The sequence below is a fragment of the Pseudogemmobacter sp. TB195 genome (genome assembly GCF_058313095.1).
On sequence record NZ_JBZEGG010000012.1, the window covers coordinates 144,987 to 159,557 of the forward strand.

At 61.9% G+C, this 14,571-nt stretch carries 11 protein-coding genes; 10 read left to right on the forward strand and 1 reads right to left on the reverse strand.

Features of this window, described 5'->3' with window-relative positions; genetic code table 11:
* Positions 1-15 precede the first annotated feature (15 nt).
* The 3 genes from AC4FS3_RS13990 (at position 16) to AC4FS3_RS14000 (ending at position 1,141) form a co-directional block, all read left to right on the forward strand.
* Positions 16-207, forward strand: coding sequence for a heavy-metal-associated domain-containing protein (locus tag AC4FS3_RS13990; RefSeq protein ID WP_491021073.1), 192 nt, complete (start codon positions 16-18; stop codon positions 205-207).
* A gap of 214 nt (positions 208-421) precedes the next feature.
* Positions 422-547, forward strand: a complete 126-nt coding sequence (locus AC4FS3_RS13995) for a hypothetical protein (RefSeq protein ID WP_491021074.1) — start codon at positions 422-424, stop codon at positions 545-547.
* 207 nt (positions 548-754) lie between these two features.
* Entirely contained in the window at positions 755-1,141 is a 387-nt protein-coding gene (locus AC4FS3_RS14000) for a TfoX/Sxy family protein (RefSeq protein ID WP_491021075.1), read from the forward strand.
* A 36-nt stretch (positions 1,142-1,177) separates the two neighbouring features.
* Here AC4FS3_RS14000 and AC4FS3_RS14005 read toward each other — a convergent pair whose 3' ends face one another.
* Positions 1,178-1,612, reverse strand: coding sequence for an RrF2 family transcriptional regulator (locus tag AC4FS3_RS14005; RefSeq protein WP_491021076.1), 435 nt, complete (start codon positions 1,610-1,612; stop codon positions 1,178-1,180).
* A 207-nt stretch (positions 1,613-1,819) separates the two neighbouring features.
* On the opposite strand from AC4FS3_RS14005, the gene AC4FS3_RS14010 reads away from it, so the two are divergent.
* From AC4FS3_RS14010 to AC4FS3_RS14040, 7 genes are all read left to right on the forward strand, one after another.
* On the forward strand, positions 1,820-4,225 hold the full coding sequence (locus AC4FS3_RS14010; RefSeq protein ID WP_491021077.1) for a glycogen/starch/alpha-glucan phosphorylase: 2,406 nt from the start codon (positions 1,820-1,822) through the stop codon (positions 4,223-4,225).
* A 24-nt stretch (positions 4,226-4,249) separates the two neighbouring features.
* Complete coding sequence (gene glgB, locus AC4FS3_RS14015) at positions 4,250-6,433, forward strand: 1,4-alpha-glucan branching protein GlgB (RefSeq protein ID WP_491021078.1); 2,184 nt, start codon at positions 4,250-4,252, stop codon at positions 6,431-6,433.
* A 40-nt stretch (positions 6,434-6,473) separates the two neighbouring features.
* On the forward strand, positions 6,474-7,742 hold the full coding sequence (gene glgC / locus AC4FS3_RS14020) for a glucose-1-phosphate adenylyltransferase (RefSeq protein ID WP_491021079.1): 1,269 nt from the start codon (positions 6,474-6,476) through the stop codon (positions 7,740-7,742).
* Between the two features lie 73 nt (positions 7,743-7,815).
* Positions 7,816-9,267: a glycogen synthase GlgA gene (gene glgA / locus AC4FS3_RS14025; RefSeq protein ID WP_491021080.1), complete on the forward strand. Its 1,452-nt coding sequence runs from the start codon at positions 7,816-7,818 to the stop codon at positions 9,265-9,267.
* Positions 9,264-11,327: a glycogen debranching protein GlgX gene (glgX, locus tag AC4FS3_RS14030; RefSeq protein ID WP_491021081.1), complete on the forward strand. Its 2,064-nt coding sequence runs from the start codon at positions 9,264-9,266 to the stop codon at positions 11,325-11,327. Before glgA ends, glgX begins: the two co-directional genes overlap by 4 nt.
* Positions 11,328-11,357: 30 nt before the next feature.
* Positions 11,358-12,983 (forward strand): alpha-D-glucose phosphate-specific phosphoglucomutase, encoded by a 1,626-nt coding sequence (locus tag AC4FS3_RS14035; RefSeq protein ID WP_491021082.1) that lies wholly within the window; start codon positions 11,358-11,360, stop codon positions 12,981-12,983.
* A gap of 188 nt (positions 12,984-13,171) precedes the next feature.
* On the forward strand, positions 13,172-14,542 hold the full coding sequence (locus AC4FS3_RS14040) for a class II 3-deoxy-7-phosphoheptulonate synthase (RefSeq protein ID WP_491021083.1): 1,371 nt from the start codon (positions 13,172-13,174) through the stop codon (positions 14,540-14,542).
* Positions 14,543-14,571 lie beyond the last annotated feature (29 nt).

The window sequence follows — 14,571 nt, forward strand, 5'->3', positions numbered from 1 at the left end:
AGACAGGAGATCCCCATGATCAGACTTTCGGTTCCCGATATGAATTGCGGCCATTGCAAAGCCTCGGTGGAGGCTGCGCTGAAGCCGATTGCGCAAAGCGTTGTGGTTGATCTGGCCCTGCGCGAGGTGACGGTTGCGGGCGCGGATGCCGGTGCGGCGGTGGCGGCGCTGGATGAGGCGGGCTTTCCGGCGACAGTGCTCGCCTGAGGCCGGTCTGACCCGGTTGGCGCCATTAAGGATGTACCAGCCGCGAGCATTCGCGGCATTTCGCCCGCTTTCGGCGCGCTGACTGTTGCGAATGCCGCACATGTGAACATTTACGAGGGATTGGTGCCGAATCACCCACTTGTATCGTGTTTCGCGAAAGCGCAAATGAGGCATCAGAGCAGCCTCGCTGCTTTGTACCTCGTGGAGCAGAAGAATGGCGACGAAACAACAACCTCAGCAGGGTGGAAGCCAATCCCCCGCACCCCAGCAGCAGCAGCAGGGCAGCAGCCCGCAGCAGCAGGGCGGGAAAACGATATTCACGGACTGGGCCTCGATCTGACCCCATCCGGATGATCGGTGGGATGACCTTTGGTCGCAACGCCGGAACAGAGTTCAGGGTCGGCCCCGGGGGCCGGCCTTTTTGCGTTTCACAAATGCGTTGCCACCGTGTGTATTCCGGGCGCGCGGTTCGGGCAGAGCGGTTTGAGCCTGGCCGGGATCAGAGGCGGGGCTTGCAGCCCGCCGTCGGGGCTGCGAAACTTGCACCATGACACAGCCAGAGCCTGAACAGTCCGGTCCTGAACAGGGCGCCGTCGGGGACGCCGTCTCGTCGATTCCAAATCTTGGGCCGGCGACCGAGGCCGCTTTCGCGCGCGCCGGGATTCACAGCGCCAGCGAATTGCGGACGCTTGGGGCTGATGAAGGCTATCGCCGCCTGCTGCTTTCAGGCAGCAAACCGCATTTCATCGGCTATTATGTTATCGTGATGGGCCTGCAGGGGCGGCCCTGGAATGATTGCAAGGGCGATGAGAAAAAGGCCCTGCGCAAACGGTTTGATGCGGTCTGCAAAGAGACGCGCAATTCCGACAGCGGTCGGAATCTTGCGCTGGATCAGGCGCTGCGCGATATCGGCGTGGTCGCCAAAGCGGGCTGAGCGAAGCCCCTTGCGCCGTGCTTGGGCCGTGCTGCTTCAGGCGACGCGCAACTGGCGGGCGAGGGCGTCATTGCCATCCACAAGATCACTGAGCCGCGTGGCATCGAGCTTTGCGTAAAACGCATCCAGCGCCCCGTTGAGCACACAGGTCAGCCGGCAGGTTCCGGCCAGCGGGCAGTCGCCCTTTTGCGGACCGATGCAATCGCTGAAGGCCAGAACGCGTTCGAATTTGCGAAACACGTCGCCGACCGTGACCTCTTCGGGCGGGCGCGCCAGGGTCAGACCGCCCGAACGCCCCCGAATGGTTTTCAGGAACCCTTGTTGCGCCAGCAGATAAATGACCTGGGCGAGATGGTTCTCCGAGGCATTGCAGGCCTGGGCGATTTCGGTTCGCCGGACAATCCGGCCGGGGTTCACGGCACAAAACATAAGGGTCTTCATAGCGAGGCTCGTACGCGTGGTCACATGCATTCCCGGGTCTCCTGGATGACGAATACCCATGTTTTCCGGGCCCGGGCCCGGGTCGCGCCATGACATAGATCAGATATGCCTTTTTCAGAGGCATTTTTCCGCGCCGGAGCCGGAGGGAACTGGCTCAATATGCAGATGCAGCATTGCGCTTGAACTGCGCCGTCTGTTCATATGGGCCGTAACCGTTAGCGAGACAGGTGTTCCCAGGTGACCGACTCCAGCCATTCTTTCAGCGAGCTTCTGCCCGGCGACCTCTCGTCCGACATTTTGCGGCATCTGACATTCACCCTGGGCAAAGATGGGGCCAATGCGAGCCTTTATGACTGGCGGATGGCGCTGTCCTATGCGGTCAGGGACCGGATCGTTGAGCCCTGGTTCAGATCGACCCGCAAGACCTGGGCCACAGGGCATAAGCGTGTCTGCTACCTGTCGATGGAGTTTCTGATCGGGCGGCTGCTGGAAGATGCGATCACCAATCTCGGGCTTTATGACAAGGCCGATCAGGCGATGGCGGCGGTGGGGATGGATCTGCGCGCGCTGATCGGGAACGAGCCGGATGCGGCGCTTGGGAATGGCGGGCTCGGGCGGCTTGCGGCATGTTTCATTGAATCGATGGCGACAGTGGGCTGCCCGGCTTACGGCTATGGCATCCGCTATGAACACGGTCTTTTCCGCCAGCTGTTCGAGGGGGGGCGCCAGGTCGAGACGCCGGAAGACTGGCTGAGCCAGGCCCATCCCTGGGAATTCCCGCGCCCCGAAAGCGCCTATCTGATCGGATTCAAGGGCGAGATCACCAGGAAAGACGGCAAACAGGTCTGGATCCCCGGTGAGACGGTTCTGGCCGAGGCGCATGATACGCCGGTGATCGGCTGGAAGGGCAAATGGGCCAATACGCTGCGCCTTTGGGCGGCGAAACCGACCACGCAATTTGACCTGGAACGATTCAACCGCGGCGACTACGCCGCCGCCGCCGAGCCCGAGGCCCTGGCGCGCACGCTTTCGCGCGTGCTTTACCCCGATGACACCACCTATCAGGGCAAGGAACTCAGGCTGAAGCAGGAATTCCTGCTGACCTCTGCCGCGCTGCAGGACATCATCCGCCGCTTCCTTACTGCAAACAGCAATCTGCGCGATCTGCCGAAACATGTGGCGATCCAGATGAATGACACCCATCCCGCGATTGCGGGGCCAGAGCTGATCCGGCTTTTGACCGACGAGCACGGGATGGAGTTCGCCGATGCGCTGGAAACGGCGCAGGGCTGCCTTGGCTATACAAACCACACGCTGCTCCCCGAAGCGCTGGAACGCTGGGCGACCTTCACCTTCGGAAATGTGCTGCCGCGCCATATGCAGATTGTCGAACGTATCGATACCTGGCACCGCGAGACCTATAATCCGCCGCATTATATTGGCATTGTGAAGCACCACGAAGTCCGGATGGGAGAGCTGGCTTTCATCACCTCGCATAAGGTGAACGGGGTATCGGCGCTGCATTCGGAACTGGTGAAAAAAAACCTCTTCCCCGAGCTGAACATGTTGCATCCGGGGCGGATCATCAATGAAACCAATGGTGTAACGCCGCGCCGTTGGCTGAAGATGTGCAACCGCCCGCTGGCCGGCCTGATCACCGACACCATCGGCGAGGGCTGGGAGGATGATCTCGACCGGCTGAAAGGCCTTGAGCCGCATGTCGAAGACGCCGGGTTCCGCGAGGCTTTCCATGCCGCGAAGCGTGAGAACAAGATCCGCGTCTCGAACCGGATCGGCGAGGCTTACGGTATCAAAGTCTCGCCGGATGCGATGTTCGATGTCCAGGTGAAGCGGATCCATGAATATAAGCGACAACTGCTGAACATCCTGGAAACCATCGCGCATTGGAACAAGCTCCGGACCGGGCAGATCGCCAATCCCGTGCCGCGGGTCAAGATCTTCGGCGGCAAGGCCGCCCCAGGCTATGCGGTGGCGAAAGAGATCATCCGGCTTATCAATGACGCCGCAGAAGTCATTAATAATGATCCAAAAACCGGTGATCTTCTGAAAGTGGTCTATCCGCCGAATTACAATGTCTCGATGGCGGAATGGCTGGTACCCGCGGCTGATCTGTCGGAACAGATCTCGACCGCCGGCAAAGAGGCCTCTGGCACCGGTAATATGAAATTCATGATGAACGGCGCGCCGACCATCGGCACGCTGGACGGCGCCAATGTCGAGATATTGCAGGAGGTGGGCGCTGAGAACTTCTTCCTCTTCGGCCTGACCGCCGAAGAGGTGATCGAACGGCGCAAAGAGGCGGACCATGAACGCCGCGCCATCGAGGCAAGCCAGGAATTGCAGGACGCGCTGCAGATGATCGCAGAGGGGCGTTTCTCGCCCGATCAGCCCGACCGCTATCACGGCATCGTCCATGGCGTCTGGCACCATGACTATTTCCTCGTCTCGTCGGATTTCGCCTCTTATCACGCGGCGCAATCCCGCGTGGATGCGGCCTTTGCTGACCCGGAGCGCTGGACCCGCATGGCTGCCTTAAATACGGCACGCAGTGGATTTTTCTCGTCAGACCGGACAATCCGTGGCTACATGAAAGATCTGTGGAATGTGACTTCGGCATTGTAAGCCGGTTGAAGGGAAGGCCCAGCGATGGGAACAGAGGCCGGATTGCCCGATGATGTGGATGCCCGTGCGATAGCCGAGGGCCGTCACGGTGATCCTTTTTCCGTTCTCGGGCTGCATGATTATGCGGGCCGCTGGGTCCTCACCGCGTTCATGCCCGATGCCGCGCGTCTGATCGTGGTGACACCCGGGGGCGAGTATCGGGCCAAAGCCTGGCCTGGCGTTCCAGGGGTCTTCACCTGCGACTTGCCGGGCTGGTCGGGTTATCGCCTGCGGGCCGAGGGAGCGGGCTGGTTCTGGGAATATGACGACCCCTATGCCTTCGGGCCGGTTCTGGGCGAGATTGACGAATATCTCCTGGGCGAAGGCAGCCATCAGCGGCTCTGGCAGGCGCTTGGCGGCCATCTGATCCCCCATGAGGGCGTTGAGGGCGCGCATTTTGCGGTCTGGGCGCCCTCGGCCGAGCGGGTCTCGGTTGTGGGCGCTTTCAACACCTGGGATGGCCGCCGGCATGTGATGCGGCAGCGTGGCCAGACCGGAATCTGGGAGATTTTTATCCCCGGCCTGAAGGAGTGCGAAAGCTATAAATACGAGATCCGGGGCCAGGGCGGCCAGATCCTGCCGCTGAAATCCGACCCGGTAGGGTTTGGGTCTGAACATCCGCCGGCGAATGCCAGCGTCTTGCGGCGCCTGCCGGGCGCGCATGAAGAGGGCGCCTGGCCTGAGATCCGGGCAAAGCGGAATTCCGTCGATGCGCCGATCTCGATCTATGAGGTTCATACCGCGTCCTGGCGACGGGCAGAGGGCGGTCGGTTCCTGTCCTGGGCCGAACTTTCCGAACAGTTGCTCGGTTATGTCGAATGGATGGGCTATACCCATATCGAGCTTTTACCGGTTTCCGAATATCCGTTCGACGGATCCTGGGGCTATCAGCCGATCGGGCTTTTCGCCCCAACCGTGCGCCATGGCACACCCGACGAATTCCGCGCCTTCATCGCCGCCGCGCATAAGCGCGGCATTGGGGTGATCCTCGACTGGGTGCCCGGCCATTTCCCGACCGATCCGCATGGGCTGGGCCATTTCGACGGCACCGCACTTTATGAACACCAGGATCCGAAGGAAGGCTTTCACCAGGACTGGAACACGCTGATCTATAATTACGGAAGGGCCGAGGTCTCTAACTACCTGATCTCGAACGCGCTTTACTGGCTGGAGGTCTACGGCGCCGACGGGCTGCGGGTCGATGCCGTGGCCTCGATGCTCTATCGCGACTATTCGCGCGAGGCCGGGCAGTGGGTCCCGAACAAGGATGGCGGGCGCGAGAATTACGAGGCCATCGCCATGCTGCGCGCCATGAACTCCGCCGTCTATGCCCATTGCCCCTGGGCGATGACGGCTGCCGAGGAATCGACCAGTTTCCCCGGCGTCTCGCGGGCTGTGGATCAGGGCGGCCTCGGTTTCGGGTTCAAATGGAACATGGGCTGGATGAATGACAGCCTGGATTATATGCAGCTCGACCCGGTTTACCGGAAATATGACCACAATAAGATGACCTTTGCCTCAAGCTATGCTTACAGCGAAAATTTCGTGCTGCCGATCAGCCATGACGAGGTGGTGCATGGCAAAGGTTCGATGATCGGCAAGATGCCGGGGGAAGGTGAACAACAATTCGCCAATCTGCGGGCATTTTACGGCTTCATGTGGGGGCATCCGGGCAAAAAACTGTTGTTCATGGGCCAGGATTTTGCGCAAGGCCGCGAATGGAACCATGATCGTGGTCTTGACTGGGATCAGGAGGCGATCCCGGCCCATCGCGGCGTGCAGCTCTGGTTGCGCGACCTGAACCTCCTCTATCGCGACACGCCGGCGCTTTACCGCCATGACACGCGGCCCGAGGGGTTTCGCTGGCTCCTGGCCGATGAGGCGGAGGCATCGGTCTTTGCCTGGGCCCGCTTTGGCGATGTCGGGGACGCGCCGGTCGTGATCGTCTGTAACATGACCCCGGTCGGGCGCCAGATCAGGCTGGGCCTGCCCGGCGATGGCTTCTGGCGCGAAAGGCTCAACAGTGATGCGGCGGCCTATGGCGGCCAGGATCGCGGCAATCTCGGCGGTGTGGTCACTGAGGAAATCCCGGCTCAGGGCGAACCGGTTTCGGCCATGGTGACCCTGCCGCCACTGTCATCTGTGTTTTTGGAACGAGTGATCGCGTAACGGCCCGGTCTGACAAACCGCGATTTCCGGGGAGGGGAATATGAAGCCAAGAGTGAACAAGAGACTGTCGGCCCAGGCCATGGCTTTCGTGCTTGCAGGGGGGCGGGGATCGCGGCTGAAAGAGCTGACCGACCGGCGGGCGAAACCGGCGGTCTATTTTGGCGGCAAGCAGCGGATTATCGATTTCGCGCTGTCGAATGCGCTGAATTCCGGCATCCGAAAAATGGCGATCGCCACACAATACAAGGCCCATAGCCTGATCCGGCATGTCCAGCGCGGCTGGAGTTTTTTCCGCGCCGAGCGCAATGAATATCTTGACGTTCTTCCTGCCAGCCAGCGGATGGATGAGGTGAACTGGTATCGCGGCACCGCCGATGCGGTGGCGCAGAATATCGACATCATCGACAGCTATAATGTGCAGTATGTGGTGATCCTTGCCGGGGATCACATCTACAAAATGGATTACGAGATCATGCTGCAACAGCATGTCGATACCGGTGCCGATGTGACGATTGGCTGTCTGACCGTGCCGCGCGAAGAGGCCTCGGCCTTTGGCGTGATGGCGGTTGATGGTCAGATGCGGATCACCGATTTTCTGGAAAAGCCCGCCGATTCGCCGGGGATCCCCGGGGATGAGGCACACGCGCTTGCCTCGATGGGGATCTATGTTTTCGACTGGACCTTCCTGCGCGATCTTTTGATGCGCGATGTGGTCGACAGTAATTCCAGCCATGATTTCGGCAATGATCTGATCCCGGCGATTGTCAGGGGCGGCAAAGCCATCGCGCATCGCTTTGCCGACAGCTGTGTGACGACCGGCATCGAAGATGAGCCGTACTGGCGCGATGTCGGCACGCTGGATGCCTATTGGCAGGCCAATATCGACCTGACCGAATTCGTGCCCAAGCTGGATCTTTATGACCGGGACTGGCCGATCTGGACCTATGCCGAGATCGTGCCGCCGGCGAAATTCATCCATGACGAGGATGGGCGGCGCGGTCAGGCAATCTCGTCGCTGGTTTCAGGGGATTGCATCGTCTCGGGGTCTGAGGTCAGGAATTCTCTGCTGTTCACCGGCTGCCGGGCGCATAGTTTTTCGGTGCTGGAACATGTGGTTGCACTTCCGAGGGTGGATATCGGCAGGAAGGCGGAACTCAGAAATTGCGTGATTGATTCCGGGGTGATGATCCCGGAGGGGTTGATCGTGGGGCATGATCCCGAGGAGGACGCGCGCTGGTTCCGCCGCAGTGAAGGCGGTGTGGTCCTGGTGACGCAAGAGATGCTTGACCGGCGCGCGCGGGGGATGTGAGCGGTGGAGCCGGGGGTTTCACACCCCCGGACCCCCGTGGGATATTTAAGGACAGATGAAAAGGAAAGCACAGATGGGCGGTCGGGTTTTGTCAGTGGCGTCGGAGGCGGTGCCTCTGGTCAAAACCGGCGGGCTTGCCGATGTGGTGGGGGCGCTGCCGGAGGCGCTTGCTCCTGCGGGCTGGGACATGCGGGTGATGTTGCCGGCCTATCGGGCGTTGCGCGGGCTTTTGGCCAAAGGCAACGGCTTTCGCGAGGTGATGCGCGAAGAGGCGCTTTTTGGCGGCGAGGCCCGGGTTTTTGCCGGTGAGGCGGGCGGGCTTTCGCTGTTCTTACTGGATGCGCCGCATCTTTTTGACCGCGAAGGCGGGCCTTACCATGGCCCGGGCGGTGACTGGGGCGATAATCCGCAACGCTTTGCGACTTTGTCTTTTATGGCGGCGCGGGTGGCGCGCGAGGGGGTTCATCTGGCCCGTGGCAAGGCCTGGAAGCCGGATGTCCTGCACGCCCATGACTGGCAGGCGGGGCTTGCGCCGGCCTATCTGGCCTATCACGGATCGGGCGGCTGCACCTCGGTGATCACGGTGCATAATATCGCCTTTCAGGGCCATGCACCGGCGCGTCTTCTGGGCGAATTGCGGCTGCCGGCGGCGGAGTTCCATGCCGATGCGCTGGAATATTACGGCGGCCTGTCTTTGCTGAAGGCGGGGCTGATCACGGCAGACCGGATCACGACGGTCTCGCCAAATTACGCAGCAGAGCTGATGCGGCCGGAATTCGGGCTGGGATTGCAAGGCGTGCTGGCGGCCCGCAGCGCCGTGGTCTCGGGGATCTTAAACGGGATCGATACCGAAATCTGGTCGCCGGAGGCCGAAGTCGTGAACGCCTATTCGGCGACATCCCTGTCCGGCAAGGCAAAAGCGCGGGCGGCTTTGCAGTCCGAATTCGGGCTCTCGGTGCCGGGGCCGCTTGCGGTGCTGGTCTCGCGGCTGACCGATCAGAAGGGGGTCGACCTGCTGCCGGCCGCCTTGCCGGATTTCATCGAAGGCGGCGGCGGTCTTGCGGTGCTTGGCTCGGGCGATGCCGAAGCGGAGGCGCAGATGCTCTCGCTTGCGGCGCGCTGGCCGGGCCGGGTGTCGGTCAGGATCGGTTATGATGAGACCCTGTCGCACCGGATGTTTCAGGGCGGCGACGCAGTTCTTGTGCCCTCCCGGTTCGAGCCATGCGGGCTGACGCAGATGTATGGGCTGCGCTATGGCACGATCCCGGTCGTGGCCGCGGTGGGCGGGCTGGCCGATACCGTGATCCCTGCCTCGCCCGCGGCGCTGAATGCGGGTGTGGCGACCGGCATCACCTTCTGGCCGACGGATGTTCTGGCGCTGACCCAGGCCCTCCGGCGGCTGAACGCGCTATATGCGGATCAGAAAACCTGGGCCCGGCTGCGCCGCAACGCGATGGGCCAGGAAAACGGCTGGGCCGGATCTGCGAGCGCCTATGCCGCGCTTTATGAGGGGATGCTGCGGTGACGGACTTCGTCACCGGCGCCGGGCAGCCCTTTCCGATGGGGGCAAGCCTGACCTCAACCGGGGTCAATTTCGCGACTTTTTCCGCCAATGCGACGGCGATTGAGCTGTGTTTGTTTGCGCCCGACAGCAGCCGCGAAATCGCGCGGCTGCCTTTCGTCGAACGCAATGGCGATATCTGGCATCTCCATATCGAGGGGCTGGGCGAGGGTGCGCTTTATGGCTTTCGCGTCCATGGTCCCTGGGCGCCGGAGGAAGGGCATCGCTTTAACCCCAATAAACTGCTGATCGACCCTTGGGCGCGGGGGCTGCATGGCCGTTTCCAATGGGATGATGCGGTGTTCGGCTATGTGACCGGCGATCCGGCGGGGGATCTCAGTTTTGACACCCGCGACAGCGCGGCGTTCATCCCGAAATCGGTGGTGACCGCGCCGCTGCCGGTGGCGGATCATCCCCGGCCCGGTCACAGCCTGGCCGACAGCGTCATCTGCGAGGCGCATCTGCGTGGCGCGACCATGCTGCATCCGGGTGTGGACGAGGCGCTGCGCGGCACCTGCGGGGGGTTCGCCTCTGACATGGTGATCGGCCATCTGTGCCGCGCGGGTGTGACAGATGTCGAATTCCTGCCCGTCCATGCCATCGCCGATGAGCGGTTCCTGGTCGCGAAAGGGCTGAGGAATTACTGGGGCTATAACACGCTGAACTGGTTCGTGCCCGAGCCGCGTTATACCGGCCCGGGGGGGATGGTGGCCTGGCGCGAGATGGTCACCCATCTGCACCGTGCCGGGATCGGGGTGATCCTCGATGTCGTCTATAACCATTCGGCGGAAAGCGACGAGCATGGCCCGCATCTGTCGCTGCGCGGTCTCGACAATGCGAGCTTTTACCGGCTCGCGGGCGGACGCCATTATGCCAATGACGCAGGGACCGGGAACACGCTCGATCTGACGCATCCGATGGTGTTGCGGCTGGTGATGGACAGCTTGCGCTACTGGGTCGAGACCGGGCTGGTCGACGGGTTCCGCTTTGACCTTGCAACCGTGCTGGCGCGCGAGCCGGGGGGCTTTGATCCGGGTGCGGGATTTCTGGATGCGCTGCGCCAGGATCCGGTTTTGGCAAAGGTTCGGCTGATCGCAGAGCCATGGGATATCGGGCCCGGAGGCTATCAGCTGGGGGGCTTTCCGCCGCCCTTCAGCGAATGGAATGACCGCTACCGCGACGGGGTGCGCCGCTTCTGGCGCGGCGAGCCTGGGCGGGCCGCCGACCTAGCCGGTGCGCTGCTGGGATCGGCGGGGGTGTTCGATCATTCAGCAAGGCAGGCAACGGCTTCGGTCAATTTCCTCACAAGCCATGATGGCTTCACGCTGCAAGACCTTGTCAGTTATAGTGAAAAACACAATGAGGCCAATGGCGAGGGCAATCGCGACGGCCATTCCGACAACCATTCCGACAATATGGGTGTCGAGGGGCCGAGTGATGACCCGGTGATCCGGGCCGCGCGGGATTTGCGCAAACGCAACCTGCTCGCGACGTTGTTCCTGTCGCAAGGCGTGCCGATGTGGCTGATGGGCGATGAGATCGGTCATAGCCAGGGCGGCAATAACAATGCCTATGCCCAGGACAATGCCATCACCTGGGCAGACTGGAGCAAGGCGGATCAGGCGCTGACCGCCTTTGTCGGTCGCCTCGCCGCACTGCGCCGCGCGCATCCCGAACTGCGCCAGCATCGCTTCCTCCATGGCAAGATCCGCGCCGATGGGTTTCGCGACGTGATCTGGCGCCGTGCCGATGGGCAGGAGCCGTCCGCCGGGGATTGGCAGGATCCCGAATTTCTCTGTCTTTGCCTTGAGTTGCGCATGACAGCGGAGGGTGGAGAGCCGGGTTCCGGGCCGCTTTTTCTGGTCTTCAACCCGGGCGGGACCTTGCCGCTGAGATTGCCCGAAACGCAGCAGGGCTGGCAGCTGGTGCTTGACACCACGCGCCCTGATCTTACAGCTGGTGCGGCACCGGATACGGTGCCGGCGAATGCGGTTCTGGTAATGATTCCAGGCTCTTCCGTCTGAAAGCGCCCGTATTCCCCGAGGAGAGAACGGATGAAACTGACCGTTGCGACCACGCCCATTGCGGGCCAGAAGCCCGGCACCAGCGGGTTGCGCAAAAAGACCCGTGTTTTCATGGGCCCGCATTACCTGGAGAATTTCATTCAGGCGCTGTTCGACGTGGTCGGTGCCGAGGGCAAGACCTTTGTGCTTGGCGGCGACGGGCGCTATTTCAACGACCGTGCGGCTCAGGTCATCTTGCGGATGGCTGCGGCGAATGGCGCGGCCAAAGTGATCGTCGGGCAGGGTGCACTCTTGTCAACTCCGGCCGCCAGCCATTTGATCCGGCTGTACAAAACAGATGGCGGCATCATTATGTCCGCCAGCCATAATCCTGGTGGCCCCGATGAGGATTTCGGCGTTAAGTTCAATATGCCCAATGGTGGTCCCGCGCCGGAATCCGTGACTGAAGCCATGTTCGCGCGCAGCGGTGCCCTCGGTGCCTATCATATTTTCGAGGCAACCGATGTCGACCTGTCATCGCCCGGGGTGCGGCAGCTTGGCGAGATGATCGTCGAAGTGGTCGATCCGGTCGCCGATTATGCCGATCTGATGGAGGCGCTGTTTGATTTCGACGCGATCCGGGCGCTGTTCGGCGCGGGTTTCAGGATGCGGATGGATTCCATGTGTGCGATCACCGGCCCCTATGCCGTTGAGATCCTTGAGAAACGGCTTGGTGCCGCAGCCGGAACCGTGGTCAATGCGATGCCTTTGCCGGATTTTGGCGGCATGCATCCTGACCCGAACCCGACCTGGGCCTCGGATCTGATGGACGAGATGATGGGCGTGGAGGCGCCCGATTTCGGTGCGGCCTCGGATGGCGATGGCGATCGCAATATGGTGGTCGGGCGCGGGATCTATGTCTCGCCTTCGGACAGTCTGGCGGTGCTGGCGGCCAATGCGCATCTGGCAAAGGGTTATAAGGCGGGCCTGAAGGGCGTAGCGCGCTCGATGCCGACCTCGGGCGCGGTGGACCGCGTCGCGAAACATCTGGGCATAGAAGCCTATGAGACCCCCACAGGCTGGAAATTCTTTGGAAATCTTCTGGATGCGGGCCGTGTGACACTCTGCGGCGAGGAGAGTTTCGGGACCGGATCCGACCATGTGCGCGAGAAGGACGGGCTTTGGGCGGTGCTCATGTGGCTGAATATCCTGGCCGTCCGCAAGGAAAGCGTGGCCGGGATTCTGGAGGCGCATTTCGCGCAGTTCGGCCGCAACTACTATTCCCGCCATGACTTCGAGGCCGTGGATTCCACCCGTGCCGACCAGATGTTCCTGACGCTGCGTGAAAAGCTGAAAACTCTTCCTGGTCAGGTATTTGCAGGTCTTTCTGTAACTGCGGCAGATGATTTTGCCTATCATGATCCGGTTGATGGCTCGCTGTCGCAAAAGCAGGGCATCCGGGTGCAGTTCGGCGATGGCACCAGGGCAGTCTACCGGCTTTCCGGCACCGGAACCGAGGGGGCAACGCTGCGGCTTTACCTTGAAGCCTTTGAATGCGGGCCCGAAGGGCTTGACAAGGATCCGCAGGAGGCGCTGGAAAACGTGATCCGCGCCGCACATGAAATCGCCAATATTCAGGGCTTTACCGGGCGAACCTCGCCTGATGTGATCACCTGATGGCGATCCCCGCCCGGCAGTTCTGCCCGGGCGGGCCTTGTTGCCGGACGATGTCGCGGATGGCCTGATCCGGCCAACTATGGTGCGGGCTTTGCATCCGGCGCACGGAGGGCCTATATGCGATCCTTGTTACCGCTGTCAGCACGGGTTGAGCCGTTCGGAGGAATGTTATGGGCGAGGCGAGGAAGATGCAGGGAAGCTGGACGAAAACCGACTGGCGCGCTTTGCCCAGGATCCAGATGCCCGATTACCCGGATCAGACCGCGCTGAACGCCGCCGAGGCGCAGCTGTCGAAATACCCGCCGCTGGTCTTCGCGGGCGAGGCGCGGCGGCTGAAAAAGCAACTCGCGCTGGCAGCCGAGGGCAAGGCGTTCCTGCTGCAAGGCGGCGACTGCGCAGAGAGCTTTGCGGAATTCAGCGCCGATAACATCCGTGACACCTTCCGCGTCATGCTGCAAATGGCGGTGGTGCTGACCTGGGGCGCGAAAGTGCCGGTGATCAAGGTTGGCCGGATGGCGGGGCAATTCGCCAAGCCGCGTTCGGCGCCGACCGAGGTGATCAACGGGGTCGAGCTGCCATCCTATAAGGGCGATATCATCAACGGCTTTGATGCGACCCTTGACGCGAGGACGCCGGATCCGAACCGGATGTTGCAGGCCTATACCCAGGCGGCGGCGTCTCTGAACCTGCTTCGTGCCTTCTCGACCGGCGGCTTTGCCGATATCCACCGCGTGCATTCCTGGACTTTGGGTTTTGCCGAACATGACAAGGCCGAGCAATATCGCGCCATGGCTGCTCGCATCTCCGACGCGCTTGATTTCATGAATGCCGCCGGCGTCAATTCGGAAACCGCGCATCAGCTCTCGGCGGTGGATTTCTACACCAGCCATGAGGCGCTGCTGCTGGAATATGAAGAGGCGCTTTGCCGCATCGATTCCATCTCGGGCCAGCCGGTGGCGGGGTCGGGCCATATGATCTGGATCGGCGATCGCACCCGGCAGCCGGATGGCGCGCATGTCGAATTCTGCCGTGGAGTGCTGAATCCGATCGGGCTGAAATGCGGGCCTTCTACCACGGCAGAAGATCTCAAAGTGCTGATGGCAAAGCTGAACCCGGAAAACGAGCCGGGCCGCCTGACCCTCATCGCGCGCTTTGGCGCCGGCAAAGTCGGCGACCACCTGCCGCGTCTGATCAAAGCCGTGCAGGGGGAAGGCGCCAATGTCGTCTGGTCCTGCGACCCGATGCACGGCAATACGATCAAAGCAGCGTCGGGCTACAAGACCCGGCCCTTTGACTCGGTCCTGCGCGAGGTGCGTGAGTTCTTCGCGATCCACAAGGCCGAGGGCACGGTCCCGGCGGGCGTCCATTTCGAGATGACCGGCCAGGATGTCACCGAATGCACCGGCGGCCTGCGCGCGGTCTCGGATGAGAACCTGGCGGATCGCTATCACACGGCCTGCGACCCGCGTCTCAATGCCTCGCAATCGCTGGAGCTGGCCTTCCTCGTCGCTGAAGAGCTGACGCGGCAGCGGGAAGAGACCCGGCGGATCGCGCTCTGAGCCCAGGACTGAAAAGGCCCGCCACTCCG

What these genes read in the sequence shown, in the direction of transcription:
- AC4FS3_RS13990 (WP_491021073.1), top strand. Translation starts at nt 16, where the DNA reads ATGATCAGACTTTCGGTTCCCGATATGAATTGCGGCCATTGCAAAGCC.
- AC4FS3_RS13995 (WP_491021074.1), top strand. Translation starts at nt 422, where the DNA reads ATGGCGACGAAACAACAACCTCAGCAGGGTGGAAGCCAATCCCCCGCA.
- AC4FS3_RS14000 (WP_491021075.1), top strand. Translation starts at nt 755, where the DNA reads ATGACACAGCCAGAGCCTGAACAGTCCGGTCCTGAACAGGGCGCCGTC.
- AC4FS3_RS14005 (WP_491021076.1), bottom strand. Translation starts at nt 1,612, where the DNA reads ATGCATGTGACCACGCGTACGAGCCTCGCTATGAAGACCCTTATGTTT.
- glgB (WP_491021078.1), top strand. Translation starts at nt 4,250, where the DNA reads ATGGGAACAGAGGCCGGATTGCCCGATGATGTGGATGCCCGTGCGATA.
- glgC (WP_491021079.1), top strand. Translation starts at nt 6,474, where the DNA reads ATGAAGCCAAGAGTGAACAAGAGACTGTCGGCCCAGGCCATGGCTTTC.
- glgA (WP_491021080.1), top strand. Translation starts at nt 7,816, where the DNA reads ATGGGCGGTCGGGTTTTGTCAGTGGCGTCGGAGGCGGTGCCTCTGGTC.
- AC4FS3_RS14035 (WP_491021082.1), top strand. Translation starts at nt 11,358, where the DNA reads ATGAAACTGACCGTTGCGACCACGCCCATTGCGGGCCAGAAGCCCGGC.
- AC4FS3_RS14040 (WP_491021083.1), top strand. Translation starts at nt 13,172, where the DNA reads ATGCAGGGAAGCTGGACGAAAACCGACTGGCGCGCTTTGCCCAGGATC.